The sequence below is a fragment of the Acinetobacter schindleri CIP 107287 genome (genome assembly GCF_000368625.1).
In the GTDB taxonomy this organism is placed as follows: domain Bacteria; phylum Pseudomonadota; class Gammaproteobacteria; order Pseudomonadales; family Moraxellaceae; genus Acinetobacter; species Acinetobacter schindleri.
The window spans coordinates 93,903-119,098 of sequence record NZ_KB849576.1 but is presented as its reverse complement, the minus strand read 5'-3'; the positions used below and the strand labels follow the sequence as shown (position 1 = coordinate 119,098).

22 protein-coding genes and 1 other RNA gene are annotated in these 25,196 nt (G+C 42.7%); 12 read left to right on the top strand and 11 right to left on the bottom strand.

Annotation, left to right across the window (positions count from 1 at the left end; genetic code table 11):
• Nucleotides 1–171 precede the first annotated feature (171 nt).
• Nucleotides 172–1,572: an amino acid permease gene (locus F955_RS08170; protein WP_004893355.1), complete on the top strand. Its 1,401-nt coding sequence runs from the start codon at nt 172–174 to the stop codon at nt 1,570–1,572.
• 29 nt (nt 1,573–1,601) lie between these two features.
• A complete protein-coding gene (locus F955_RS08165; RefSeq protein ID WP_004893354.1) occupies nt 1,602–2,828 on the top strand; it encodes an amino acid aminotransferase in 1,227 nt (408 codons plus the stop codon).
• A 244-nt stretch (nt 2,829–3,072) separates the two neighbouring features.
• Here the strand turns inward: F955_RS08165 and F955_RS08160 are convergent, their stop codons facing one another.
• Entirely contained in the window at nt 3,073–3,861 is a 789-nt protein-coding gene (locus F955_RS08160; protein ID WP_004893353.1) for an IclR family transcriptional regulator, read from the bottom strand.
• Nucleotides 3,862–4,082: 221 nt separating this feature from the next.
• Between F955_RS08160 and fahA the strand changes: the two genes are divergently transcribed.
• Genes fahA through F955_RS08135 form a run of 5 tightly spaced genes read left to right on the top strand, consistent with a single transcriptional unit; the run spans nt 4,083 to nt 7,997 of the window.
• Complete coding sequence (fahA, locus tag F955_RS08155; RefSeq protein WP_004893352.1) at nt 4,083–5,366, top strand: fumarylacetoacetase; 1,284 nt, start codon at nt 4,083–4,085, stop codon at nt 5,364–5,366.
• Nucleotides 5,367–5,387: 21 nt separating this feature from the next.
• Nucleotides 5,388–6,026, top strand: coding sequence for a maleylacetoacetate isomerase (gene maiA / locus F955_RS08150; protein ID WP_004893351.1), 639 nt, complete (start codon nt 5,388–5,390; stop codon nt 6,024–6,026).
• A 20-nt stretch (nt 6,027–6,046) separates the two neighbouring features.
• The gene (locus F955_RS08145) at nt 6,047–6,622 is read left to right on the top strand and encodes a VOC family protein (RefSeq protein ID WP_004893350.1); all 576 of its coding nucleotides are present in this window, start codon (nt 6,047–6,049) and stop codon (nt 6,620–6,622) included.
• Between the two features lie 23 nt (nt 6,623–6,645).
• Nucleotides 6,646–7,347, top strand: a complete 702-nt coding sequence (locus F955_RS08140) for a CoA transferase subunit A (RefSeq protein WP_004893349.1) — start codon at nt 6,646–6,648, stop codon at nt 7,345–7,347.
• A 2-nt stretch (nt 7,348–7,349) separates the two neighbouring features.
• Nucleotides 7,350–7,997: a CoA transferase subunit B gene (locus F955_RS08135; RefSeq protein WP_004893348.1), complete on the top strand. Its 648-nt coding sequence runs from the start codon at nt 7,350–7,352 to the stop codon at nt 7,995–7,997.
• A gap of 524 nt (nt 7,998–8,521) precedes the next feature.
• Here F955_RS08135 and F955_RS08130 read toward each other — a convergent pair.
• From F955_RS08130 to ssrA, 7 genes are all read right to left on the bottom strand, one after another.
• Nucleotides 8,522–9,244 (bottom strand): toll/interleukin-1 receptor domain-containing protein, encoded by a 723-nt coding sequence (locus F955_RS08130; RefSeq protein WP_004893347.1) that lies wholly within the window; start codon nt 9,242–9,244, stop codon nt 8,522–8,524.
• A gap of 63 nt (nt 9,245–9,307) precedes the next feature.
• Complete coding sequence (locus F955_RS08125) at nt 9,308–9,778, bottom strand: IS5/IS1182 family transposase (protein ID WP_004815324.1); 471 nt, start codon at nt 9,776–9,778, stop codon at nt 9,308–9,310.
• Complete coding sequence (locus F955_RS16335; RefSeq protein ID WP_008306679.1) at nt 9,726–10,121, bottom strand: transposase family protein; 396 nt, start codon at nt 10,119–10,121, stop codon at nt 9,726–9,728. Before F955_RS16335 ends, F955_RS08125 begins: the two co-directional genes overlap by 53 nt.
• A 274-nt stretch (nt 10,122–10,395) precedes the next feature.
• Entirely contained in the window at nt 10,396–10,608 is a 213-nt protein-coding gene (locus F955_RS08120) for a helix-turn-helix transcriptional regulator (protein ID WP_004893346.1), read from the bottom strand.
• Between the two features lie 50 nt (nt 10,609–10,658).
• Nucleotides 10,659–11,402 (bottom strand): phage/plasmid replication protein, II/X family, encoded by a 744-nt coding sequence (locus F955_RS08115; protein ID WP_228138532.1) that lies wholly within the window; start codon nt 11,400–11,402, stop codon nt 10,659–10,661.
• A 610-nt stretch (nt 11,403–12,012) separates the two neighbouring features.
• Nucleotides 12,013–13,257, bottom strand: coding sequence for a tyrosine-type recombinase/integrase (locus tag F955_RS08110; RefSeq protein WP_004893344.1), 1,245 nt, complete (start codon nt 13,255–13,257; stop codon nt 12,013–12,015).
• Nucleotides 13,258–13,435: 178 nt separating this feature from the next.
• Nucleotides 13,436–13,796: a transfer-messenger RNA gene (gene ssrA, locus F955_RS16330) on the bottom strand.
• Between the two features lie 130 nt (nt 13,797–13,926).
• On the opposite strand from ssrA, the gene glpK reads away from it, so the two are divergent.
• Nucleotides 13,927–15,411, top strand: a complete 1,485-nt coding sequence (gene glpK, locus F955_RS08105; protein WP_004893343.1) for a glycerol kinase GlpK — start codon at nt 13,927–13,929, stop codon at nt 15,409–15,411.
• Nucleotides 15,412–15,461: 50 nt separating this feature from the next.
• On the opposite strand, the gene F955_RS08100 is transcribed toward glpK, so the two are convergent.
• Nucleotides 15,462–15,953 carry a thioesterase family protein gene (locus F955_RS08100; protein WP_004893342.1) on the bottom strand — a complete coding sequence of 164 codons (492 nt, stop codon included), beginning with the start codon at nt 15,951–15,953 and terminating at the stop codon, nt 15,462–15,464.
• Between the two features lie 107 nt (nt 15,954–16,060).
• Here F955_RS08100 and hemB point away from each other — a divergent pair, with 107 nt between their 5' ends.
• Entirely contained in the window at nt 16,061–17,074 is a 1,014-nt protein-coding gene (hemB, locus tag F955_RS08095) for a porphobilinogen synthase (protein WP_004893341.1), read from the top strand.
• Nucleotides 17,075–17,157: 83 nt separating this feature from the next.
• The gene (gene thiO, locus F955_RS08090) at nt 17,158–18,279 is read left to right on the top strand and encodes a glycine oxidase ThiO (protein ID WP_004893340.1); all 1,122 of its coding nucleotides are present in this window, start codon (nt 17,158–17,160) and stop codon (nt 18,277–18,279) included.
• Here thiO and F955_RS08085 read toward each other — a convergent pair.
• Together F955_RS08085 and F955_RS08080 are read right to left on the bottom strand one after the other, a co-directional pair.
• Entirely contained in the window at nt 18,259–19,170 is a 912-nt protein-coding gene (locus tag F955_RS08085; RefSeq protein WP_004893339.1) for a TIGR01777 family oxidoreductase, read from the bottom strand. The genes thiO and F955_RS08085 overlap by 21 nt on opposite strands.
• A gap of 180 nt (nt 19,171–19,350) precedes the next feature.
• Nucleotides 19,351–19,806 carry an ABZJ_00895 family protein gene (locus tag F955_RS08080; protein WP_004893338.1) on the bottom strand — a complete coding sequence of 152 codons (456 nt, stop codon included), beginning with the start codon at nt 19,804–19,806 and terminating at the stop codon, nt 19,351–19,353.
• 519 nt (nt 19,807–20,325) lie between these two features.
• Between F955_RS08080 and F955_RS08075 the strand changes: the two genes are divergently transcribed.
• Both F955_RS08075 and F955_RS08070 read left to right on the top strand, forming a co-directional pair.
• Nucleotides 20,326–21,576: an exonuclease SbcCD subunit D gene (locus F955_RS08075; protein WP_004893337.1), complete on the top strand. Its 1,251-nt coding sequence runs from the start codon at nt 20,326–20,328 to the stop codon at nt 21,574–21,576.
• A gap of 9 nt (nt 21,577–21,585) precedes the next feature.
• Nucleotides 21,586–25,191 carry an SbcC/MukB-like Walker B domain-containing protein gene (locus F955_RS08070; protein ID WP_004811115.1) on the top strand — a complete coding sequence of 1,202 codons (3,606 nt, stop codon included), beginning with the start codon at nt 21,586–21,588 and terminating at the stop codon, nt 25,189–25,191.
• Nucleotides 25,192–25,196: the final 5 nt, after the last annotated feature.

Below are 25,196 nucleotides of genomic sequence, written 5' to 3'. Positions count from 1 at the left end.
TCTTTGTTTAAAATATACCGATGCATATAGTTCATATGCATCGGTATTACTGCCTCTGTTTCAACATATACGCTTATATAAAACTTAAGATTCTGCACCGATGACGGTATAAAAATAATAAAGCCCATCATCACTGTTCAGTACTTAATCTCACATGGATGATGAATAAAAATGCAGCATATTGAACAAGGAAACCTGAAAAAGGGTTTAAGTAACCGGCATATTCAACTTATTGCACTGGGTGGTTCCATTGGTACCGGCCTGTTTCTCGGCATCTCACAAACCATCAAGCTGGCTGGGCCTTCCGTTATTCTGGGTTATGCCATTGCAGGCTTGATTGCTTTTCTAATGATGCGCCAGTTGGGTGAAATGATTGTACATGAACCTGTCAGCGGTTCTTTTAGCCATTTCGCTTATAAATACTGGGGCAAGTTTGCCGGATTTATGTCTGGCTGGAATTATTGGGTACTGAATATTCTGGTCTGTATGGCCGAATTAAGCGCTGTCGGTTTGTATGTGCATTACTGGTGGCCCGAAATCCCAACCTGGGTGTCTGCGCTCGGCTTCTTTATTTTCATTAATGTAATCAACTTACTTCACGTAAAATTATTCGGAGAAATGGAATTCTGGCTAGCAATCATTAAAGTCGGTGCCATTATTGCCATGATTGCTTTCGGCAGTTATTTACTGGCCAGTGGCAGTGGTCATAGCCAATCCAGTCTGGAAAATTTGTGGCAATTAGGTGGCTTCTTCCCCAATGGGATTATGGGCCTGATTATGGCAATGGCCATGATCATGTTTGCTTTTGGCGGTATTGAACTGGTCGGCATTGCAGCGGCAGAAACAGATAACCCGAAAAAAACCTTGCCTAAAGCAGTGAACCAGATTGTTTACCGTGTTCTGTTATTTTATATCCTGAGCCTAGTGGTGATTCTATCGCTTTATCCTTGGAATATGATGGCGCAAGGCGGTAGTCCTTTCGTGCTGATTTTCGATTCACTTGGTAGCCAAACGGTGGCCGCAGTTCTGAATTTTGTGGTTTTAACCGCAGCGATTTCGGTTTATAACAGTACTAATTACTGTACCAGCCGCATGCTGTTGGGATTAGCTCAACAAGGTAATGCACCTAAATTTCTAGCTAAAATCAATCAGCGTGGTATTCCGGTCAATGCCGTTATGGTCTCGGCGTTCTGTACGCTCCTATGTGTCTTGTTGAATTATCTGGTGCCAGAAAAAGCCTTTAGCATGCTGATGATGCTGGTGGTCGCAGCCATTGTGATTAACTGGGTGGTAATTTCCTATACCCATTTAAAATTCAAGACCTCAATGAACCGCATGCAGACCAAAACAGATTTTCCAAGTGTGGCTTACCCATTCACTAACTATTTATGTATCGCATTTATGGGCGGTATTCTGCTGATTATGAGCAGTACCCCAGAAATGCGAATTGCGGTTGTTATGATCCCGGTCTGGATTGGACTTCTGATGATTGCTTATTTCTTCAAACGCAAAAAAGAAAATCAGACAGCTGTGTTAAACACGACCAAAATCAGCTCTTTACCAGAAGCGTAATACTATATTAATTAGATTAGGAAATATTCATGTTTCAACATATTGATCCCTATGCCGGTGATCCGATTCTTTCTTTAATGGAGGAATTCAACAAAGATCAACGGAGTAACAAAGTCAACTTAAGTATTGGTCTGTACTACAATGAAGATAACATTGTGCCGCAGCTAGACTCAGTTCAGAAAGCTTATACTTACCTGACCCCTGACTATCATAAAGTTCGTGTCTATTTGCCGATGGATGGACTGAACAGCTTTAACCAGGCTGCACAGAAATTAATTTTTGGAACTTCCAGCCCTGCTCGCGAGCAAGGCCGTGTAGTCACAATTCAGACCTTGGGCGGCTCGGGAGCGCTGAAAGTCGGCGCAGATTTTTTAAAGAAATATTTTCCAGAATCAGAAATCTGGGTCAGTCAACCGACTTGGGAAAACCATATTGCGATCTTTAATGGCGCTGGTATTCAAACCCATTTTTATCCTTATTATGATGCAGAAACCAATGCCGTAAATGTTCCGGCGATGCTGAAATGCTTAAAACAGTTGCCAGCGCAGAGCATCGTGCTACTGCATCCCTGCTGTCATAATCCGACCGGGGCCGACTTACAGCCGCATGAGTGGGATCAAGTCATTGAAGTCTTGAAATCTCAATCCTTAATTCCGTTCCTGGATATGGCGTATCAAGGTTTTGGTCAGGGTCTGGAACAGGATGCTTATGCCATTCGTGCACTCGATCAGGCCGGAATGAACTTCATCGTGAGCCATTCATTTTCCAAAATCTTCTCTTTATATGGAGAACGTATTGGTAGCTTAAGTTTCGTCTGTGATGATGGCAGCAGTGCGAAAAATGTGTTGGGTCAGTTAAAAGCTACCGTGCGCCGGATTTATTCAAGTCCAGCAGCGAATGGTGCCCTGCTGGTCAGCCAAGTATTAAATAATCCTGCACTGTTTAGCCAGTGGCAGGCTGAAGTTGAAGAAATGCGCCAGCGGATTTTACGTATGCGAGGCTTACTCAAAGAAAAATTGTCCGAGGCGCTGCCGGAACTGGATTTTACTTACCTGACCCAGCAGCAAGGCATGTTTAGTTATACCGGCCTCACTGCCGATCAGGTGGATCTATTAAAACAGCATTACGGGATTTATCTGGTTCGTAGTGGCCGGATGTGTACGGCGGGCCTGAACCTCAGCAATATTGATTATGTTGCCAAGTCGATGGCGGCTGTGATTAAAATGCAAAATGAAGCTGAGCCCTTGATTGCTTAAAAAACATTGAGTTTTTGAAAGCCTTCTAATTCTAATATTGGAAGGCTTTTTTATGGATCTTGCTTTATTCTTTTTTAAATTAAAAGCGAGTGATCATCTTGGTTTTATGTTACAAAAATAAAATCATTTTTTAATCCTATTTAGCGATCAAAATCTTGATAAAAAAAGATCCAACCCCTGAATCAGATCTGGATCTGTGAAATAAGTTCAGGTTTAGAAAACTTATCTGCAATAAATGAAAGTTTTAGACAGCAACCTCTGGATTAAACAAGCCATCAATCTGTTTTTGGATTCCAAGCAGATAATCAATGGCTTCTTTCATCTGGTCTGCTGGCAACTGGTCTTCCGTACCGATACAAGTAATTACATGATCGAGCTGACGACTAAAGCTAAACACTGGAATTGCCACGGCATGGATGCCCGCCATCATATCGCCAGTGACTGAGGCATAACCCTGTTGCAGAATTTGCTCCTTAAGCTGCAAGAATTCTTCCCAGTTCGCAGGATATTGACCGGTTTTAGCATTACTTGCCCATTCTTTTTCCAGTAAGGGCTTGATGATGTGTTCCGGCTGGAGGCAAGCATGCAAGCGGCCTGTTGCCGACTTCAGCAAAGGCATGCGCGAACCGACCCGGGTAATGATATTAAATACATGGTTGGATTCAAGCGACTGAACCACTACAGCACCATCGGCAAACCACTTACTGACATGAATACTGCAATTTAAATGCTGCTGAATCTGCGCAATATATTTCTGCGTTAATTCCAGCATATCGGTACGTTTTAAGGCATTCAACCCAAATACGTGAGCACGCTCACCCAAGCTATAGCGCCCGTCACTGAGCTGCTGTGCATAACCTTTACGTATCAGACTCACCACATAGCGATGCACTTTTGCAGGATGCATAGACAGGACTTCTGACAGCTCTTTTAACATCATCGGTGCATTATGTTCAGTCAATGCATCGAGCACAGTTAATCCTACTTCTAGAGACTGCACTCCTCCCTGTAATTTTTCTTCCTCAACGCTCATCGTTCCATCCTGCATTTATGCATTAATTTTCGTGGTTCCAGGGATCTATTCTACTACTGAAATCAAAAATCTTGCTCAGCCAAATCTGATTCCAGATTCAGATCATAACGGCATTTTAACAAATTTACATTATTCATAATTAAATTATTTATTGCGTAATCTAAAAATGTAAGTATGATTCTGTATAGCACTTAAATTTTCCACGGAAAGGATCCATATTTATGACGACGCGTTTAAAGTCATTTGTCGACATCGCTCCTGATTCAGACTTCCCTTTAGAAAACCTGCCTTATGGTATTTTCAGTGATGCGCAAAACGCCCAACCACGTGCCGGGATGGCACTGGGAGAATGGGTGATTGACCTGGCAGGACTGGAAGCCAATGGATATTTAAAGCTGGAACAAGGCCAGCAATTTTTTAACCAGCCGACTCTGAATGCCTTTATTGAGTCGGGTAAAGCCAACTGGTCTAAAGTACGAGCAGAGTTACAGACGCTGTTGTCAGCAGATCATGCCGAACTGCGTGATAATCAGGAACTCCGTGATCAGGTTTTCTTTAAACAGGCAGATGTCAAAATGCATCTGCCGGTGCATATCCCGGGCTATACCGATTTCTATTCATCTAAAGAACATGCCACCAATGTTGGCTGTATGTTCCGTGATCCAAAAAATGCACTGTTAGCCAACTGGTCAGAACTTCCGGTCGGTTATAACGGTCGTGCCAGCTCCGTGATTGTCAGCGGTACAGAGATTGTGCGTCCATCTGGACAGATCAAGTTACCGGATTCTGAACGTCCAGTCTTTTCTGCATGCCGCAAACTCGACTTCGAACTGGAAACTGGTTTTATTATTGGCAAGCCAAATCATCTGGGTGAGCCAATTGCGATTGAAAATGCCTGGGACCACATTTTTGGTATGGTGCTATTTAATGACTGGTCGGCGCGCGATTTGCAGCAATGGGAATATGTGCCCCTAGGTCCATTCAATGCCAAAACTTTCGCTTCTTCGATCTCGCCATGGATCGTAACCATGGAAGCGCTTGAACCATTTAAAACCGGTTCACCTGTTCAGGATCCAAAACCTCTGGCTTATCTGCGTGAAGATAACAGCTGTAATAGCTATGACATTAATCTGTCTGTTGAAATTCAGCCTGAAAATTCTGACCAAGCTGATGTGATCTGTGAAACCAATTTCAAATATATGTACTGGTCTATGGCACAGCAGCTGGCTCATCACACTATCGCAGGCTGTAATGTACAGGTTGGTGATCTGATGGGTTCAGGCACAATTTCCGGTCCTACGCCAGATTCTTATGGTTCATTACTGGAAATTACCTGGAATGCCACCAAGCCACTGACTTTATCAAATGGTGAACAGCGCACCTTCATTCAGGACGGCGACACCGTAATCATGAAAGGTCATTGTGAAAAAGATGGCCTGCGTATCGGTTTCGGTGCTGTGAGCGGCAAAATCCTGCCAGCGATTGATTTCGGTTTTACTGAATAAGTCGGGGGTGAGCTCATGACCATGCAACTGTATACCTATTTTCGGAGTTCAGCCGCTTACCGGGTTCGTATTGCACTCCACCTGAAAGGCCTCGAAGCAGAACACATTCCGGTTCATCTAGTGAAAAATGGCGGCGAACAGCATAGTGAAACGTTTCGCCAGGTCAATCCAGGTGAACTGGTGCCTGCCTTAATCGAAGATGATTTCACGCTGACCCAATCGCTCAGCATGATTGAATATCTGGAAGAAAAATTTCCAGAAATTCCGCTGTTGCCCAAGGATTTGCAACAGCGTGCAGTGATTCGGGCCTTTAGTCTGACTATTGCCTGTGACATACATCCACTCAACAATCTGCGTGTACTTCAGTACCTGACTAGAACCCTGAATGCCAGCGATGAACAGAAAACCGAATGGTACAGACACTGGGTTATTACCGGCTTAAAAGCACTTGAAGCTCAATTGACACATTCAAATGGACAATTCTGTTTTGGAGATCAGCCGAGCCTTGCAGATTGCTGTCTGATTCCACAAGTATATAACGCCAAACGTTTCAATATCGATCTTTCAGATTTCCCAAAAATTGAATCGATTTATACCCATTGCAATTCACTGGACGCTTTTCAAAAGGCTGCACCCGAAGCACAACTCGATGCAGCATAAGAACATATAAGGATATAACCATGACTATTCAAATCGAAAAAATCCACCATGTCGCCTACCGCTGTAAAGATGCCAAAGAAACCGTAGAGTGGTACAAAAAAAATCTGAATATGGACTTTATTCTGGCTTTTGCCGAGGATCATGTGCCATCTACCAAGGCTTTCGACCCGTATATGCATCTGTTTCTGGACGCAGGTAATGGCAATGTCTTGGCATTCTTTGAACTGCCAACCCAACCGGAAATGGGCCGTGATGAAAATACCCCGAAATGGGTACAGCACATTGCCTTAAAAGTGAAGGATCGTCAGGCATTAGTTCAGGCCAAAGAACATTTGGAAGCCAATGGCGTGGATGTACTGGGCATTACCAATCATGGCATTTTCCATTCGATTTACTTCTTCGATCCAAATGGTCATCGTCTGGAACTGGCTTATGATGATGAAAAAGCACACCAGAAAATTGCCATGATTACCGAAGCAATGAAGTATGACATGCTGGAACAATGGAGCAAAACCAAACGCGCACCTTCACATACACACTTCTTGCATGCGGATGAATTAGACCAGAGCGCTCGCGAAGCCAAGATGGATGCTTAAATTTTTAAAGGAAGGGATTTCTGATGAATAAAGTCGTTGTGAATGCTCAGGAAGCTTTAGCGGATATCGTGGCAGATCATCAAACACTGGCGGTCGGTGGATTTGGTTTATGCGGCATTCCTGAAGCACTCATAGAAGCCTTAAAAAATACCGGTGTCACCGGCCTCACCTGTATTTCTAATAATGCGGGGGTGGATGACTTTGGTTTGGGTAAATTGTTGCGGACCAAGCAGATCAAAAAAATGATTTCTTCTTATGTCGGTGAAAATAAGGAATTTGAACGTCAATATTTAAATGGTGAGCTGGAAGTAGAGCTGACGCCCCAAGGAACACTGGCAGAAAAACTGCGTGCGGGTGGTGCTGGAATTCCCGCTTTCTACACCCAAACCGGTGTCGGCACATTGGTTGCTGAAGGCAAAGAAGTCCGTGAATTTGAGGGTAAAGAATTTATCCTAGAAAAGTCATTAACCGCAGATGTGGCACTGGTCAAAGCTTATAAAGCAGACAAGGCCGGCAACCTGGTCTTCCGTAAAACTGCACGTAATTTCAATCCTGAATGCGCCATGGCCGGGAAAATCACTGTGGCTGAAGTTGAACAAATCGTAGAGATTGGTGAACTTGATCCCGATGATATCCATCTGCCTGGAATCTATGTGAATCGAATTGTCGTTAATGCTTCACCAGAAAAACGCATTGAACAGATGACCTTAAAGGCGGGAGCATAATCATGGCTTGGACTCGAAATCAAATGGCTCAACGTGCAGCACAGGAACTTGAAGATGGGTTCTATGTCAATCTTGGTATCGGTTTGCCAACACTGGTGGCCAACTATATTCCGGACAATATCAACGTCTGGCTCCAGTCTGAAAATGGCCTGTTAGGCATTGATGAATTTCCAACTGTAGAAACCGTTGATGCAGACCTAATTAATGCAGGTAAACAGACGGTGACTGCCCGTAAAGGTGCTGCCTTCTTTTCCAGTGCGGATTCCTTTGCCATGATTCGCGGTGGGCATGTCAATATTGCGATTCTGGGAGCAATGGAAGTTTCCGAAACGGGTGATCTGGCAAACTGGATGATTCCAGGCAAGAAAGTCAAAGGTATGGGCGGTGCCATGGATCTGGTAGCCGGTGTGCAGAAAGTCGTAGTCCTAATGGAACACACGGCTAAAGATGGTACCTCGAAAATCGTTCCTCAATGTACTTTGCCACTAACAGGTAAAGGTGTGGTCAACCGGATCATTACGGATCTCGGTGTCATGGATATTACTTCACGCGGAGTGGTTCTGGTAGAACTGGCCCAAGATGTCACGCTTGAGCAGATTAAAGCTGCGACTGGGGTGAAGATGATTACGGATGCACTTGAAGCTGCCTAATCTGTTTCTACTGAATAATCAAAGCAGAGGAAGCTGCTTTGATTATCTTCTGAAATAGTGCTTTAACATCGTAATCACACCGAAGATAAAGCATATTTTTCTATAATATTCATACTTTTGCCGTATAATTTTAAAAATCCCAATAAAATCTTATGAATGTAATTCACTTTATTGGATCAAATAAAATTATCTTTATTTCTATTCAAATAAGTTTGCAGAAAAACTATTTTTTTCGGTTTATTGTTTTTTTATTAAGCTCAATAAAACTTATAAAATTTAAGATTCATAACTACTTTCACACTAATTTATATTTAAAGTGATCACTAAAGATAATGATGATAATAAAATTTTAATTAGTAGAAAAAATACTTAATAAAAAAAGCCACTTATATAAGTGGCTTTTTTATAAGAAGAATTTTGGTGGGGTGGCGTCAATTAAACTAAACACATAAGCAGTTGATATAATTTAAAATAAATTTTATTCAACCAAACACCATACAAAATACCATACAAAAGCATTTTATTTAAATCGCAACTAACTCAGCTATTTTTTCCGCAACTATCTCCAACGTATCTTCAGATGTATCAAGACCACTTCTTGAAGCTAACATTGGACTGACATCTCTAAGTGCCTCGTACGTTGTATTATGTACAATTGGAATCAAACGGTTACCAGCTAGAAGAGTTGAAAGCTCTTTATCTGCTACACCTTCTTTAGGTAAGCGCGACAACAAAGCTGGTGTTACCAAAACGAGTCCAACTTTAGAATTAGCCAAACCTTTATCAATTGCTCTCATCATTGGAACACCCAAACCAAGGTCTTTTTCACTAAACCAAACTTTTACACCAGCAGCCTCTAGAAAATCGTGTAGTTGTTTAGCAGATTCCTTACGATCATCCCATGCATGGCATAAAAACACATCACGAAGGTCAGGCTGCTCAGAAGCTTTTTTCTCGATTACCTCTCTGACAGGTGTTAGGGATGCTACTTCATTTGTCGTATATACAAGAGAGGAGCCTGTTTTAGCCCAGCGAGGTTTTGAAACACTTTTTGAACTCCCACTGCCCCCAGCTCTACTAGAATCACTATGGGTGCTACTAGACCCATTATAAGAACTACCAGAACTATATGATGATGAGTAAGAATAACTACGAGAACGAGAACCATATCTGTTACGACATGCTGGGCAAGCCGCAGCAGCTGCAGCAGAACTATGGCCTCGAACAGGAGCTGTACATCTAGACATTTATTTTCCTTTAAACAATTTAGTAATTTTTAATATGTACGATTAGTAGACCTCTTTCATAAATCATTTTTTGCTCAGTTCCAAGTTGTAGATTCCAGCGATTAAATTGAATCTCAAACCAAGCCTTTTACCTCTATTTCGATAACGCTCAGCAAGGATTTTGAAGGTTTTCAGGCTGCCAAATACATGCTCAATTCCGATTCTTCTTTTATTGATTTCTTGATTATAGATTTTCAATTCAGGATCCAATTTACAATGTCTTTTGGCTTTTAATGGCAACAGGCTATTCGGATACAAAGTATAAATCCCCTGATAGCCTTTATCTGCAAGGATAAAAGCCCCAAAAGGAATCTGGTTTAAATTGCGTTTGAACAACTCGAAATCATGCACTGCACCGCGACTGGTACATAAACTCAGAATTTGCTGAGTTTTGTAGTGAATCATGGCCTGTACTTTAAAGGTATGGGTCTTTTTCTTGCCGCTATAGCTTTTCTTCTGTTTTTTTAGGCCTTTGGATTGGAATTTCCGTGGCATCCACGATCACAACATTCCAGTCGATGCCTTCGCCCTCGGGTAAATCTTTGGGTAAATTAAACAGATTGGACCGAATCAGGCAGTCTTCAACATGACGGACAATTCTTGAGGCTGTGGGCTCTGAAACCCCGTAACTCGTCGCAACGTGAAATAAGGTTCGGTATTCCCGCCAATAGCTCAGACAGAGCAGAACCTGATCCTCCAGGCTTAACTTGGGCGGTCTGCCTTTGGCAGAGACATGCTTCTGCAATTGCTCAACCATCAAATAGAAAGTTGACCATGAGATGCCTGTGTATCGCTTGAACTGAGGATCAGAAAGCTTGTTTGAATCGATGTATTTCATCCGCAGATTATGCACGAATGCCAAGAAATCCGGAGTGCAAATATTAACCAAAAAGAAGATCGTTTTTTGATTTATGAAAGAGATCTAGTAACCGCATTTTATGCATCATTATTGTAAAAATTCAATACATACATCACACTTTATTAATGACTTACTTAATAAAAATACTTTTTTATTTATAAAATAACCTTCATTGAATAAAACAATTTAAGCAATATAAACCCTATAAATAAAGAACCAAGACAACTTACGCTATCTTGGTCTTCATCAAACATCAACTATATCGAGCTTGCTTTTTAACTTCCCACCACTCAATCAATTCACTGTGATCAAAATACACAGCAGCTTGCCTGCTTGCCCCTTCCTTTATTGGTCTTGGAAAGCTTGGATCAGTTTTAACTAATTTATTTAATTTATCACGCTCTACCGACAGCATGTGACAAACATCTTTAATCGTTAAGCGTAGCTTTGTGTACATCATATTCATATCCCCCTTATTTCCTCCTATACTGCATGTTACAGACTCATTTCCATTTATCATACAGATACCCCAAGCTTAGCTAAATCACGCTTATATCGAGCAATGGTCTTAGGTGTATAAGCAATGGGTAATGCACCCTGCCTTGATGTTGCCAAGAATCTTACATATTTTGGTTCTAAATCCGCCTCCGTTATTGGAGGTGGTAGATTTAATAAAGAATGCTGTTCTTCAACAATCTGCTTTACTAAATTTTCACACCACTGATAACCATAATTTAAGTTGTTATCACGTAGATGCTGACTGAATAAACGAACCTCACATCTCACCATGCAATCTGCATAAGCTTTTAATTCTGCTGTTATGCGTTGTTGCTGTTTCTTGTGTGAACTAACCTCAGTTCCTTTATGGTAATAAAGCAAAGTGGTACGTGTACTTTTCAAACCAAAGTAAGTGCCATTCCCATGCGTTTCTTTCTTACGCCGTGGATAAGTACCGTGCTCTTTGATCATTGCCAAATACAATTGAGCTTGTTGTTTATCTTCAAATAGAATCGCTTTATTCAAGTCAATACGATGAATCTTAAACATCCCTTGCTTAATATTATCTAGCTCATCTTGTGTTGGCATTAAAGCATCATAACGCTGTAATAGCTGACGAACTGTTTCAGCAACCAGACCCATTAAATCGGTAGTGCCTGTGACGTTATGTCCATATAACCATTTAAAGAAATTACCTTGTATAAGCAATGTATTTTCATTCTTAGATTTAATTTGTATTTGGTCACCATGAGAACCTTGTATCCATTGTTGACCATAAGATTCTTGTTGTGGAAAATATTCAGTACCACACTTTACAAAAGGAATAACTACTTTTTCAGATAACTCACTTGGATTATTAGTTAGTTGTATTTCTATCTTCAGATAATCAATTGCGTATAAATTTAAGTTAGCTTCTTCCTTGTTAGTTGACAGGTTAAGATTAGATTTTTGGATGATAATTCTCCTTTTAATAAAATTTAGAATGCAGAAAACCCCACACCTCGATAGTTCCTTTTGAACTAGATGTAGAGCAGTTAAGTTTTCAGATGTGTTACCTAGACTTTAGGTAATGAGAAATGAATCTATGCTATTGCACAATCATTCCGTTATGTTGCATTAACATATAACACAAGTCTTTTTATATTACTTTTATTTATGTGAATATTCAACTATTATTTATTGTTAATTGATTGTTATTTACCCACTCAAAACTATTGTTAAACTCTTTATATATCTATAAATCACCCGTAAATTCCCCCATTATCAATAAGTGCGGGACACAGGTATGTCTAGCAAAATATCAAAAATGGGATATACGGTGCTTAACAACTCAAACTACCACCACGGCGTAAATCCGAATGATTTTAAAATATCAAGCTCGCTTAAAATAAATAACGCTATCATCTGCTAACTTTTCAAGATGGTCAGCATACCATTGCATCATCGTTTTACGCTCTTCAAAATGTGTTGCCTTATCATAAGTACCTTTAACACCATTTTTAGTATGTGCTAAACATGCTTCCACAACTTGAGGCTTGTCACTAAACTGGTTATTTAAAATTGTACTCGCAATATGCCGAAATCCGTGAGGGTTTTGCTTTCCACCATAACCCATTCTTTTTAATGCTTCGATAAATATCGTATCTGACTTGGGTTGCCCTTTATTACTTCTACTTGGCAATAAATAAGGTGAGTGACCATTCAAACCTTTTAACTGGTTAAGTAAGTCTATGGCTTGAGATGGCAACGGAACTTTATGCTCTTTCCTCATTTTGATTCTCTCAGCAGGTATTACCCATACCCCTTTGAGTAAGTCAAACTCTTCCCAAGTCGCCTCTCGTAATTCAGTTGGTCGGCAAAAGAGCATAGATAACAATTTAAGCCCAATCCTTGTATCGGAACCACGATACGTATCTATAGCTCTCAATAAAGCAGGCAATTCAGACTCATCAACATGCTTCATACTATTACTTACATGCTTTTTAAGGTACTTATGTAAGTTTGTGATTGGGTTGTAGGTTGCCTTACCTGTCACCTCAGCATAGTCATACATTTCTTGCACTAAAGCCGTTACACGCTGCCCCATTTCAATAATTGGCTTCCCTGTTCTAGGGTTAATTTTGTTTTGTATGTCTTGAAATAAACTATGCCATTCTTGCTTAGTGATTACTCGATAATCTCGACGTCCCATAACTGGAATAACGTGATTATTGATTGCCCCTACATTGCGAGCCTTAGTATCAGGCGTCCATGTTTTCGTCTTATAGAAATCTTCAGCAAGCTGTTGGAAAGTAAAAGAGCCTTTTTCCACTACAGCTTGTCTTTCTTCTTGTTTCTTAATAACAGGATCAATACCTTGACCAATAAGCTTACGTGCTTCATCAGCTTTCTGTCGTGCCCACTTTGAACCAACTTCGGGATATGCACCTAATCCTAAAAACGACCATTTACCTGTACTAGGCTTTTTATATCGTAGTTCCCAGCGTTTATTACCTTTAGGGTTGACCACGAAATAAAGATTATCACCATTATTCAAACGATATTCTTTTTCTTCAGACTCCAATGCACTAAGTGTGGTGTCCTTCATTGGAAACTTATTTACATCATCTCGCTTCATATTCTTTCTTGTATGGTGGCTTTCGCTAACTCATACTATACAAGCTACCATACACAACAACAAGCTATAAGGAACTTCATATAACGGCATAAACAGGCATAAAAAAAGCCTAAATCGTTGAGATTTAAGCTTAATTTACTCATATATCGTCATACAACAACATACAAATTTAAGAATTTGGTGGAGGTGGCGGGAGTTGAACCCGCGTCCGCCAACATTACGCTCGAGAATACTACATGCTTAGATATCGTCTATTGATTTAGCTCTTTGTGACCCGACGAACAGGGTACAAATCGCGATCCTTTAAGATTTAGTACGAAACCCCAAGGCTTGATTTCATACGGACTTGTGTGCGTTCGCTTCAGTCGGGACCCCTAACCACAAGTATTCAGGGATGCGGACAAGCTGCCCTTAGGCAGCTAGAGCGTAAGTTTCGTCGTTTGCGACTATTAAAATGCAAATTTTATTTACGAGAGAAAATGCGCTCTCGGCATGCATCTATGAGTTTCATCATCAGCGTCGAAGCCAAGAACACCCCCAAAGTACAGAGCAATCATAGCATAACTGGTAAAAAATACGATGCATTTTCTACACAAATACACTTTTGAATGCGCCTGATTACATAATTGCGCTAATATTTAAAAATTCAAGTCAGTATTTAAAAAAAATATGAGCTATTTATTGGCCCTTGATCAGGGAACGACGTCTAGTCGTGCAATTATTTTTAATGAACATGGACAGCTTCAAGCGACAGCTCAAAAAGAAACACATATTCAAACTCCTCGTTCGGGTTGGGTCGAGCAAGATGCCTTAGAAATTTGGACTACCCAAATTGGTGTCGTTCAGCAAGCGATCGCTTCTGCGGGAGTTCTAGCAAAAGACATTAAAGCGATTGGACTCACCAATCAGCGTGAAACGACTGTTGTGTGGGACCGTCGCAATGGCAAACCTCTGGCACCGGCGATTATCTGGCAGGACCGCCGCGCGACAGAGTGGTGTAATCAGCTGATTCAGCAAGGCCTGATGGATCAGGTACAACAAACAACCGGTCTACGCATTGACCCCTATTTCAGTGCGGGAAAGCTGGTCTGGTTATTAGAAAATACTGAGGGTTTACGCGCCTTGGCAGAACAAGGACATGTCGCTTTTGGCACCATCGATAGCTGGCTGATCTGGAACCTGACCCAAGGCGCTGAACATGTCATTGAAGCCAGTAATGCTTCCCGTACCATGCTAATGAATCTGCAAACTCAAAGTTGGGATGAAGGCCTACTGGATCTGTTTAATATTCCAGCTGCAGTCCTGCCAAGAATCATCAGCTCCGATTGCCATATTGCAGATACGGCACCTGGTTTATTAGGTGCTACCATTCCTATTACAGGTATTCTGGGCGACCAACAATCTGCCCTGTTTGGCCAATCCTGTTTTGAACCCGGCATGGCAAAAAACACTTATGGAACCGGCTGTTTTATGCTGTTTAATACTGGTCATGATATTCAACTGAGTCAGAACAAGCTGCTTTCCACGCTTGCCTGGCAAGCACAGGGTCACACGACCTACGCACTGGAAGGCAGTATCTTTATGGCGGGTGCGGTGGTGCAATGGTTACGGGATGGTCTGGGGATTATCCAAAAAAGTTCAGATGTAGAAAGACTGGCCTGTAAAGTTCCAGATACAGACGGCGTAGTTTTGGTACCTGCCTTTACTGGTCTCGGTGCACCGCACTGGGACAGTGAAGCACGTGCTTTACTTTGTGGTATGTCACGCGGTACCAATAAGTCCCATATTGCACGTGCTGCTTTAGAATCTATAGCCTTCCAAGTATCCGATATTCTGACTGCAATGCAATCTGACATTGCTCATCCTTTAAAAGAACTCCGTGTCGATGGTGGCGCAAGTTCAAATGATATGCTGATGCAGTTCCAGGCAGATCTGCTGAATGTTCCCGTGCTACGTCCAAAAATGCTGGAATCCACCGCTTGGGGGGCAGCAGCGATGGCCGGTTTAAAGTCCGGAGTTTTTTCCAGCCTGGATGAGATTGCCCAGTCCTGGCAACTGGATCAGGCCTTTGAACCGAAAATGCAAAATGATGAACGTGAAGCACACTTGGCCAAATGGCAAAATGCCTTAAAACGGGCCAAATCAGATTTATAAGCTATAAAAAACCGCTGAATATTCAGCGGTTTTTTTAATTATCTCAGCTTCTAGTAAGCATAAGAGGCAATCGCAGTCGCAATCGGTTTAGCTTCATCATTAATCAGGGTCATGCGCATGGTACATCCCTTACGCCCCAGACGCAGGGTTTCTGCACGTGCAGTAAAGTATTTGCCACGACCGGGTGCCAGATAGTCGACACGCATATCCACAGTCGCCAGACGTGAAACTTTTTTGCTGGTTTCTTGCATATCTTCAGGGCTGGCTTTTTTGTACAGCTCGCCCATTGCGGTAATTCCGCCAATACTATCCAGAATGGTGGCAGCCACACCACCATGTAAAATCTGGAATGCTACATTGCCAATCAGATCCTTCTGCATTTCCACATAGGCTTCAATCTGTCCATCCACAACGCGCATTTGCATACCGCAATATTGGTAGAATGGTGAAGCATTAAAAGCATCACACAACTGGTTGAATAGAACATCCTTATTCGAGCCTAAATCAATATTTCCTGTCCAACTTTTCTCTGCTACCGTCATAGTTTGCTCGAATAACCTTGATTAAATAAAAAAATGTATCCATTTGCCCTAAATGCAAATTAAGGTACTACAATACCCATAGTTTAATATTGATCAATGAGATTTTTATGACCTATACGTTCAATCGTCCCGCGTTTCCTGCAACTCGCATGCGTCGTATTCGTAAAAATGAACACCTGCGCTCAATGGTTCGTGAAACGCACCTCACGGCTGATCATCTCATTTATCCAGTATTTGTTTTACCGGGTCAAAAACAGACTCAAGATGTGCCAAGTATGCCAAATATTCAGCGCCTTTCGGCAGATCTGCTGGTGAAAAAAGCTGAACGCCTGCTTGAGTTGGGTGTCAGCAAACTAGCGCTGTTTCCGGTGACGCCACAAGAAGACAAAAGTTTGACTGCTGAAGCAGCATGGCGTGAAGATGGTTTAGTGCAAACCACAGTTCGCCTGCTGAAAAAAGAGTTACCAGAAATGGTACTGATTACCGACGGTGCATTGGACCCTTATACCACGCATGGTCAGGATGGCATTATCGATGAAACTGGTTACGTCTTAAATGATGAAACAGTTGAATGTCTGATTAAACAGGGCCTAAGCCATGCCGAAGCCGGTGCGGATATCTTTGCACCAAGTGACATGATGGATGGCCGTATCGGTGCGATTCGTGAAGCTTTTGAAGCCAATGGTCATATCTATACGTCTATCATGGCCTACTCTGCCAAATATGCCTCCAGCTTCTACGGCCCGTTCCGTGATGCTGTAGGTTCTTCAAGCAACCTGAAAGGTGGCAATAAATATAATTACCAGATGGATGTCGGCAACCGTGCCGAAGCCCTGCATGAAATCGCCTTGGATATTCAGGAAGGTGCAGACATGGTCATTGTAAAACCAGGCCTTCCTTATCTGGATATCGTGCGTGAAGTCAAAGATACCTTTGGCATTCCAACCTTCGTGTATCAGGTCAGCGGTGAATATACGATGCTGGCGGGTGCAATCCAGAATGGCTGGCTATCTGACAGCGTGATTCTGGAATCATTGATGAGCTGCCGCCGTGCTGGTGCAGATGGCATCTGGACCTACTTCGCGGAAGAAGCTGCAGTAAAACTGAAAGAAATGAAATAGTCTGGAATGCCTTTCTTGATTCAAGGAAGGCATTTTTTTGGTTTTTGGTTTAAACAAGATTCGAAAATAAGGGTTAAAACCTGATGCATATTGCCATCATCGGTGCAGGGATTAATGGACTCATGACTGCACTGGAGTTGATTGAACAGGGCTGTTCAGTAACGATTCTGGATCAGCAGCAGGCAGGAAAAGCTGCCTCCTGGGCCGGTGGCGGCATTCTTTCCCCGATGTATCCATGGCGCTATCCTCAGGCAGTCAATGCCTTGGCCAAATATGCCAAACCGCTATATCAGGACTGGAATAACAAATTAAAACCAGTTACTGGCATTGATTTTGAAATCCATGAAACCGGCATGCTGATCTTTGATGAAGAAGATTTCGACATTGGCTATCACTATGCTGAACGACATCATGAGCCGATGCAGCAAGCGCTTTATATCGAGCAGGAACAGATTGAGCAGATCAATCCGCAGGTTTCATCCGAATTTAAACATGCTTTGTACTTCCCCCACATCGCCAATGTACGTAACCCTCGCTTACTCCAATCCATTATTCATTATTTAAAACAGCATCCCCACGTGCGTTGGCTAGAACATACGCCGGTTCGGAAAATAAAAATTGGTAGTGCACAAATTGATGCGGTGCAAACTGAACAGGGCGACTGGATTGCAGCAGATCAGTTTGTCTTCAGCACCGGCGCATGGTCAGCACAATGGTCACTGCAGCTAACAAGAGATATCCCAGTGCATCCTGTTCAGGGGCAGATGGTGTTGTTTAAAACGCCAGAACACTGGCTGCCGACCATGTGTATGAATCAGGTCATGTACCTGATTCCACGTCAGGATGGGCATATTGTCTGTGGTTCCAGCATGCGCGAAGTTGGTTTTAGTACCACGCCTGCTGTCGAGATTCGTCAGAAAATTCTGGATGCCAGTTTTGAGATGGTTCCAGAACTGGCTGAATTCCCGATTGTACAGGAATGGGCTGGCTTACGTCCCGGCTCACCGCAAGGCATTCCATATATAGGTCAACTGCCAAATTTGAAAAATGGCTGGGCCAATTTCGGCCATTTCCGCAATGGCTTATGCATGGCGCCTGCCTCTGCTATATTGCTCAGACAGCTAATATTTGGACAATCGACTTTAGTGGATTCACAAGCCTATGCACCAGATCAGTTACAGCTTTTAACTGCGTTTGCCCACTAGATCCGTGAGTGCTTCCTTGATGCTTGGAAACTCAAATTCAAAGCCGGCATCTTGCAGTGCTTTAGGCTGGACATACTGACCATTCAAAATCAGTTGTGACTGCTCACCCAACATCCACTGCATAATACTGCCAGGCAACGAGAATAGCGGTTTACGCTTCAGTAGCTCTGCTGCTGTCTGGCTAAAACGTAGCTGGCTGGTTTTCTCAGGCGCAACCACATTAAAAATGTGAGCGTTGCTTTTTTCATGCAGCAGAAAATCCATCACGTTAAGCAGATCCTGGATATGCACCCAGGCGAATGGCTGCCGACCACTCCCGATTCGACCCACCAGATTCATTTTGATTGGCATCAGCATTTGTGGCAAGATGCCACCTCTTCTGCCCAGCACCACACCAAAACGCATAATCTTGGTATTCTGATCAGTATAGGATAAGGCCAGCTGCTCCCACTGCGCACAAAGCTGAGACATGAAAATCTGTTGGGGTGCAGCTTCTTCCGTATACACCTGTTGCCATTGTTCTTGAGGATCAATACCGTAATAACCCACGGCAGATGTAGACAGAATACATTTCGGAAAAATCTGATTCTTTTTTAAAAATTCATAAAGTTGACGGGTCGTGTCTAATCGGCTCTGCAAGAGAATATTTTTACGCTCGGCAGTCCAGCGCTCTGCACCGATATTTTCACCCGCCAGATTAATGACATAATCAATCTGACGGGTACGCAGTTCATCAAAATCATTGATCCAGTGAAAATCTGGATGCATTTCCAGGCGATGGTGTTCACGCGTCAGGCCAATGACATGACAATCTAGTCCAAGAAAGTGTTTGACCGCATATTGGCCAATAAAACCACTAGCTCCGGTAATGAGTACGACAGGCTTATGCATTGTTATTCAGTCGCTGTTTTTCTTAGGTCCCAAACATTGTACTGAACTGGCCAATCTTTGCAGTTATCAAAAAATACCATTCATCGTAATGACTTACAGTAAAAGATATCAAGCCTGAATATTAAGGGGTTTCAGGCTTTTTTTTTAGACTAAAGTTCTAGTCACTTATGTGCAAATAATTTACTGAGAGCTACCAAACATTTTGTTGGCCATGCGCTGAGCCTGATTTCCATAGAACCAGTAAGTCAGCAGATACAATGGAATCGCAATCAACAGGAACATGATCACCACGACACTCATAAACTGCGGTTGTTGAAGATACAGTATGAAATCCTGCCAGGCATTCGGATTGGACCGGGTTGCGACCAGAATTCCCAATAATAAAAATGCCAGGTTATACCCCCAGAAAATCAGGCTGAATCCTAAAGTGATTTTTTTACGTTCGGCTTGTGTCGGTGCCCGACGGTTCTGACGAAGAAATTTAAATAATACCCAGATCATGGCCACCAGATACGGCACCATGGTCAGCACAGCCCCCATTCCCATCGGCATTAGGGCTGCAATCACGCCGCAAATACAGGTCATCACAAAACATATTAAAAAAAACCAGAGAAAATAGCGTTTTAGCGGCGCCATAGCCATCACTCACACAAAAGGATGCAATCAGTATAAAAAAAAATGAGCTTTTTTTCATTGTATTGTCAACCGATCCTGTAAAGCTGACGTTATATAGGATACAAGGTCACCAAATTTGTACCGGCATCCACAAATCTGTTTGATCTTTGCTAAAGCAATAAGACTCGTGTGCAGCAGAAAGTTTTGAATAGCAGCCAAAATTTTCTTAAACAGCATACTTTGACCGACGATTTCACCATCACTCGAATCGTCGGTCTTTATTTTTTGGGCTTCTAAATTTTTATTCCTTATTGCTCCAGTTTAAACATAGATAAAAAACAAGAAATTAAATTGCCTTATTAGGGTCAGATAGAAAGTAGTTGCCCAACCCGATACTGGTTTTCTCAGATCGAGCTCACTATACTGATATTTTTCATCCAGACCAAAACGATCATTCCTGCTTCGGAAGTAAGATTTTTGCTGGTTTCATCCATGCTTTTACCCACTTCGGGTGTTTAAACTTTTATAGGCTCAGGGGACATGGCAGTTCATTTTTTACACACATCAGATTGGCATTTAGGACAATTTTTCCATAATCATGATCGTGAATTTGAACATCGCCATTTTTTGAGCTGGTTGCTGGAACAAATTAAACAAAAACAGCCAAATGCCTTGCTAATTGCAGGCGATATCTTTGATGTCATCAATCCGTCCTCCAGCGCTCAGAAACAGCTTTATCAATTTTTAACCAGTGCCCATGCACTGGCACCGCACATGCAAACCCTGATGATTGCCGGTAACCATGATTCGGGTTATCGCATCGAGCAGGTTGAGCCTTTTCTTGCCAAATTCAATGCACGTGCAATCGGTGTCATCAGCCGCAAGGAAAATAATCAGCTGGATCTGGATCGTCTGATGGTGCCGATTTATAGTCCTGAACAGAAAATTTTAGCCTGGTGCCTGGCCTTGCCTTATCTACGTAGTGCCGAAATTACCGGACTGAATGAACATACCAGCAGCAATCAGAGTGCAATTGCCTATCTGCATCGGCAACTCATTGCTGAAGCAAAAGCACGAAAACAGCCAGATCAGGCGCTGATTCTGATGTCACATGCGCATATGCAAGGCGGAGAAACTTCGGATTCTGAACGTCCGATTGTAGTGGGACATGAAGAAGCCTTATCGACGGCGCTTTTTGAAGATGGTATTGATTATGTCGCGTTGGGGCATTTGCATAAGCCGCAGAAAGTCGGTCAGGAACATATCCGCTATAGCGGCTCGCCTATTCCTTTGTCTTTTAGTGAATTGAATTATAAACATCAGGTTGTAGAGGTACGAATTGACCCGATGCAGTCAGATGAACAACGCTTTCAATATGAGCCTCTAATCATTCCACGTACTGTAGATCTGCTCCGGATTCGTGCCGACCTCAATGATCTGATTGACCAAGTCAAGGCCTTGCCGAATGGTGAAATTGAACAGCTGTTTGCACGCCATTTCCTGGAAATTGAATACACTACCACTGCGCCTCCCCCAGTAGATCTCAGACAGCAGATTGAACAGGCTTTGCCGCCAAACCGTTACCGACTGCTACGTATTTCCCGGATTTATCAGCAAGTAGCGGACTCAAGCATGCACATTTCTAAAATTGATCTGGCGCCTCCGACCCCGGAATCCCTGTTCGGCAACCTCTGGGAAAAGATGGGTTATGATCCGGATGACTCGGTAAAACGCGATTTCCTGCAACTGCTGCATGAAGCCCAGCAAGATATTGATGTGCAGCAGCCATAAGGAAATGCCATGAAAATTTTACGTTTGAGTTTAAACAATCTGGCTTCTCTGGCAGGCACTCATGATATTCGCTTTGATGATAGCCCATTAGCACATGCCGGCCTGATTGCGATTACTGGCAAAACCGGTGCAGGCAAATCTACCCTGCTGGATGCCATGTGTTTGGCATTGTATAACGAAATTCCACGTTTAAAGGGTGCAACTGGCAGTCTCAAAGATACGGGTGGACAGGATGTTTCCATCAAAGATTCTAAAAATATTCTGCGTCGTGGCACAACCACCGGCTTTAGTGAACTGGAATTTATTGCGCTGGATAGCAAGCGCTATCTTGCCCGTTGGGAAATCCGCCGTGCCCGCAATAAAATTGATGGCAATTTAAAAGTCGACCGTTATATCAAATGCCTTGATGATGACACCACGCTCACCCAAAAAATATCCGAAGTCACGCCACTTATTGAAAAACTGATTGGACTCAGCTTTGAGCAGTTTACCCGTGCTGTCCTGCTTGCCCAGTCTGAAGTGGGAGCCTTCTTAAAAGCCAAAGATCATGAACGTGCAGACCTGCTGGAATATTTGACCAATTCACAAATTTTCAGTGTAGTCAGTCAAAAAGCAGCACAAAAATTCAGTGAAGTAAAAAATAAGCGCAGTGATCTGGAAAAGCTGATTGGACATATTGAAACCCTATCCGAAGAAGATATTAACGCCTTAAAACAGCAACAGACGGCGCTGTCTTTACAATTACAGAATCTTCAGCAATCTGAAAAACTGCTAGAAAATGAGAAAAAATGGCATCTGGACCGACATAAGCTGTATGCCGAAGTCCATGCAAAAAAAGAAGTGTATGATGTCCAGTTGGATGCCATAAATAAATCTGCAGGACAGCAACAATTACTGGAACAGCTGGATGAATTCCAGTCTATCCGTGATCAATTTATTCAGCATTCCCGTTTAGAACCGAAAAAAATTCAGATTCAGCAACAACAGGCACAATTCACCCTTGAGTTTGAAACGCTAAAAAAACGCTTTACTGAAGAAGAAACCAAACTAGTAGCCTTGGAGCAACAGCAGCAGAAATTTCAGCAGCATTTAGACCAGATCAAGCCACATCTGGAAGCAGGTTTAAAGCTGGATCATGCTATCCATACGGTATCTGAACAGTATAAAAAACTGAATACGGAGCAAAATCAGTTTCAAACTACTCACCTACACCCCCTAGAACAGCAGTTAGCACAGCAGCAATTGGCCTTAAGTCATGCTCAGGCTAAACAGCAGCAGATTACTCAGCAGTTAACCCAGTCAGAATTTTTAAGTGTTTTTGATCAGGAGCCGCAAAGTACCCTGCAACGTATGAAGGACTATTTACAGCAGTATCAGCAACTATTGCAAAAAAATCCTGAAAGCCTAAATCAGCCTTTGTCTGCACTGGAAAAAACCGTTACCGAATTATCTGCCAAGCTCAACCACTGGATCCAGCAACATCAAAGTATTGAACAGTTAGACCAGCAACTTAAATCTGTTCAGCAGACCCTCCAACAGCATTATACCGAACAGCTTCAGCTTGATGGGCTAAAGCAACGCTTACGACAGACTCTGCAACAATCTCAAGAGTCAGAGCAGCTACAAACCTCTATACATACCCAGCAACAGCAGCTGAAATTACTGCAAAATGCTGAACAGACTTTGCAGCAACAGATTCAATCTGAACAACAGGCTTATGAACAGCTAGAGCGGATTTTAGCTCAGCAGCGTTTATTGCATACACAAAGCGTGCAGGAACTGCGTGCCCAATTAAAACCTGATGAACCCTGTATGGTATGCGGCGGTCATGAACATCCTTTTGCTCAAGGACAACATGAGCTACTGGACAAAAGCTTATGTCAGCTACAGGAACAGCAATTACAGCAAGCCAGACAACAGCTTGATCAGCTAAGTCAGACCCAGCAACAGAAACAGATTGAAATCTCAAAGCTGCAAACTGTGATTGAACAGCAACAGCAGCGTTTGCAAGCATTCCAGCAGCAAATTCAGCAGCAACAGATTGAATATACAACTCAGCTGGCGAATTTAGGGATTATTACTGAGAATGAAAATGACTTAAATCGTTTAACCCAACTTTTAAAAGACCATAGCAATAGTGTCGTAAAGCAGAATGAACAGTTGCAACGACAAGAACAGCAGTTACAGCAGCTATTACAGCAATGGCGTCAGCAGCAGCAGCACTTACATCAACTGCAATTGGTTCTGCAACAGCAGACTCAATTGACCCAGCTTATTCAACCCCTAATCAATGTATTGCCTGAGAACTATGCATCTCAGGATCCGATAAAATGGTTATCCACTCTACAACAACAGTTACAACAACGCATGCAGCATTTAAGTGTGCAAAAGCAACTGGAATCTGAGCTGCAAGCACAGCAACAAGCAGTTGATAAAACCCAATATCAGCTGCAAGTTGAACAGCAGAATTTTGCGCAACGCCACCAGTCTTTAGAGCAGCTTATCCAGCAAGGTAAGGACTTACGCCAGCAGCTAGCTGAATTGACCGGGCAACACGCAGGACAAGTATATCGGGTAGCTGCAGAGTGGCAGACGACTTTGGATCAGCAAACCAAAGCTTTGCAACAGCAACTAGACATCCAGCGACAACAAACCAGTCAGGCAGAAAAACAGCTGCATCAGGCCAATCTTAAGTTGCAGGATTTTATAACCCAACAAAAGCAGATTGATCGGCAACTTGAGCAATATCAGCAAAGTATTCAGGCTTGGCAGCAGAACCATCCACAGGTGACTACGACGCAAATTGAACAATGGCTGGGTATTGATCTCACCAGCCATCAACGTATCCGCCAGGATTTATCCAATCAAAAACAGGCACTGGAAAATGCGAAAACCGCATGGCAGTTACTCGAAGAACAATATCAGGCACATTTAAAACTGCAGCCTGAACATGAATTTGAAGAGATTGAACAAAAACTGGCTGCACTGATACAGGAAAAGACAGCACAACAAGAAATACTGAATGAAACCGATGCCAAACTGCGTATGAATGCCAACAACCAGAGTATGTATGCCAGATACCAGCATCAGATTGAACAGATTAAGGCTGAGGAATATCGTTGGGGTCGGATTTATGACCTGATTGGACATAAAGAAGGCACCAAATTCCAGAAAATTGCCCAGGAACATCATCTGGATATTCTGGTTGAATATGCCAACCAGCAGCTCCAGCCTTTGGCTCCACGCTATCAGCTGCACCGTATTCCGAACAGTCTGAGTCTGGCGATTATTGACCTGGATATGAACAGTGAGGTCCGCCCTGTACTTTCGCTGTCCGGTGGGGAAACTTTCCTGGTATCACTCGCCTTAGCCTTGGCCATTGCCAATATGGCGTCTGGCTCGATGAAGCTGGAATCGCTGTTCATTGATGAAGGTTTTGGGACACTCGATCCAGCGTCCTTACATATGGTGATGAATGCTCTCGATCATCTGCAAAGCCAGGGTCGTAAAGTGGTGCTGATCTCGCATATCCAGGAAATGCATGAACGGATTCCAGTCCAGATTCAGGTTAAACCCGTTGGCTCTGGTGCCAGTACCATTCAGATTATAGGCTAGCGCTC

What these genes read in the sequence shown, in the direction of transcription:
- F955_RS08170 (WP_004893355.1), top strand. Translation starts at nt 172, where the DNA reads ATGCAGCATATTGAACAAGGAAACCTGAAAAAGGGTTTAAGTAACCGG.
- F955_RS08165 (WP_004893354.1), top strand. Translation starts at nt 1,602, where the DNA reads ATGTTTCAACATATTGATCCCTATGCCGGTGATCCGATTCTTTCTTTA.
- F955_RS08160 (WP_004893353.1), bottom strand. Translation starts at nt 3,861, where the DNA reads ATGAGCGTTGAGGAAGAAAAATTACAGGGAGGAGTGCAGTCTCTAGAA.
- fahA (WP_004893352.1), top strand. Translation starts at nt 4,083, where the DNA reads ATGACGACGCGTTTAAAGTCATTTGTCGACATCGCTCCTGATTCAGAC.
- maiA (WP_004893351.1), top strand. Translation starts at nt 5,388, where the DNA reads ATGCAACTGTATACCTATTTTCGGAGTTCAGCCGCTTACCGGGTTCGT.
- F955_RS08145 (WP_004893350.1), top strand. Translation starts at nt 6,047, where the DNA reads ATGACTATTCAAATCGAAAAAATCCACCATGTCGCCTACCGCTGTAAA.
- F955_RS08140 (WP_004893349.1), top strand. Translation starts at nt 6,646, where the DNA reads ATGAATAAAGTCGTTGTGAATGCTCAGGAAGCTTTAGCGGATATCGTG.
- F955_RS08135 (WP_004893348.1), top strand. Translation starts at nt 7,350, where the DNA reads ATGGCTTGGACTCGAAATCAAATGGCTCAACGTGCAGCACAGGAACTT.
- F955_RS08130 (WP_004893347.1), bottom strand. Translation starts at nt 9,244, where the DNA reads ATGTCTAGATGTACAGCTCCTGTTCGAGGCCATAGTTCTGCTGCAGCT.
- F955_RS08125 (WP_004815324.1), bottom strand. Translation starts at nt 9,778, where the DNA reads ATGCCACGGAAATTCCAATCCAAAGGCCTAAAAAAACAGAAGAAAAGC.
- F955_RS16335 (WP_008306679.1), bottom strand. Translation starts at nt 10,121, where the DNA reads ATGAAATACATCGATTCAAACAAGCTTTCTGATCCTCAGTTCAAGCGA.
- F955_RS08120 (WP_004893346.1), bottom strand. Translation starts at nt 10,608, where the DNA reads ATGAATATGATGTACACAAAGCTACGCTTAACGATTAAAGATGTTTGT.
- F955_RS08110 (WP_004893344.1), bottom strand. Translation starts at nt 13,257, where the DNA reads ATGAAGCGAGATGATGTAAATAAGTTTCCAATGAAGGACACCACACTT.
- glpK (WP_004893343.1), top strand. Translation starts at nt 13,927, where the DNA reads ATGAGCTATTTATTGGCCCTTGATCAGGGAACGACGTCTAGTCGTGCA.
- F955_RS08100 (WP_004893342.1), bottom strand. Translation starts at nt 15,953, where the DNA reads ATGACGGTAGCAGAGAAAAGTTGGACAGGAAATATTGATTTAGGCTCG.
- hemB (WP_004893341.1), top strand. Translation starts at nt 16,061, where the DNA reads ATGACCTATACGTTCAATCGTCCCGCGTTTCCTGCAACTCGCATGCGT.
- thiO (WP_004893340.1), top strand. Translation starts at nt 17,158, where the DNA reads ATGCATATTGCCATCATCGGTGCAGGGATTAATGGACTCATGACTGCA.
- F955_RS08085 (WP_004893339.1), bottom strand. Translation starts at nt 19,170, where the DNA reads ATGCATAAGCCTGTCGTACTCATTACCGGAGCTAGTGGTTTTATTGGC.
- F955_RS08080 (WP_004893338.1), bottom strand. Translation starts at nt 19,806, where the DNA reads ATGGCGCCGCTAAAACGCTATTTTCTCTGGTTTTTTTTAATATGTTTT.
- F955_RS08075 (WP_004893337.1), top strand. Translation starts at nt 20,326, where the DNA reads ATGGCAGTTCATTTTTTACACACATCAGATTGGCATTTAGGACAATTT.
- F955_RS08070 (WP_004811115.1), top strand. Translation starts at nt 21,586, where the DNA reads ATGAAAATTTTACGTTTGAGTTTAAACAATCTGGCTTCTCTGGCAGGC.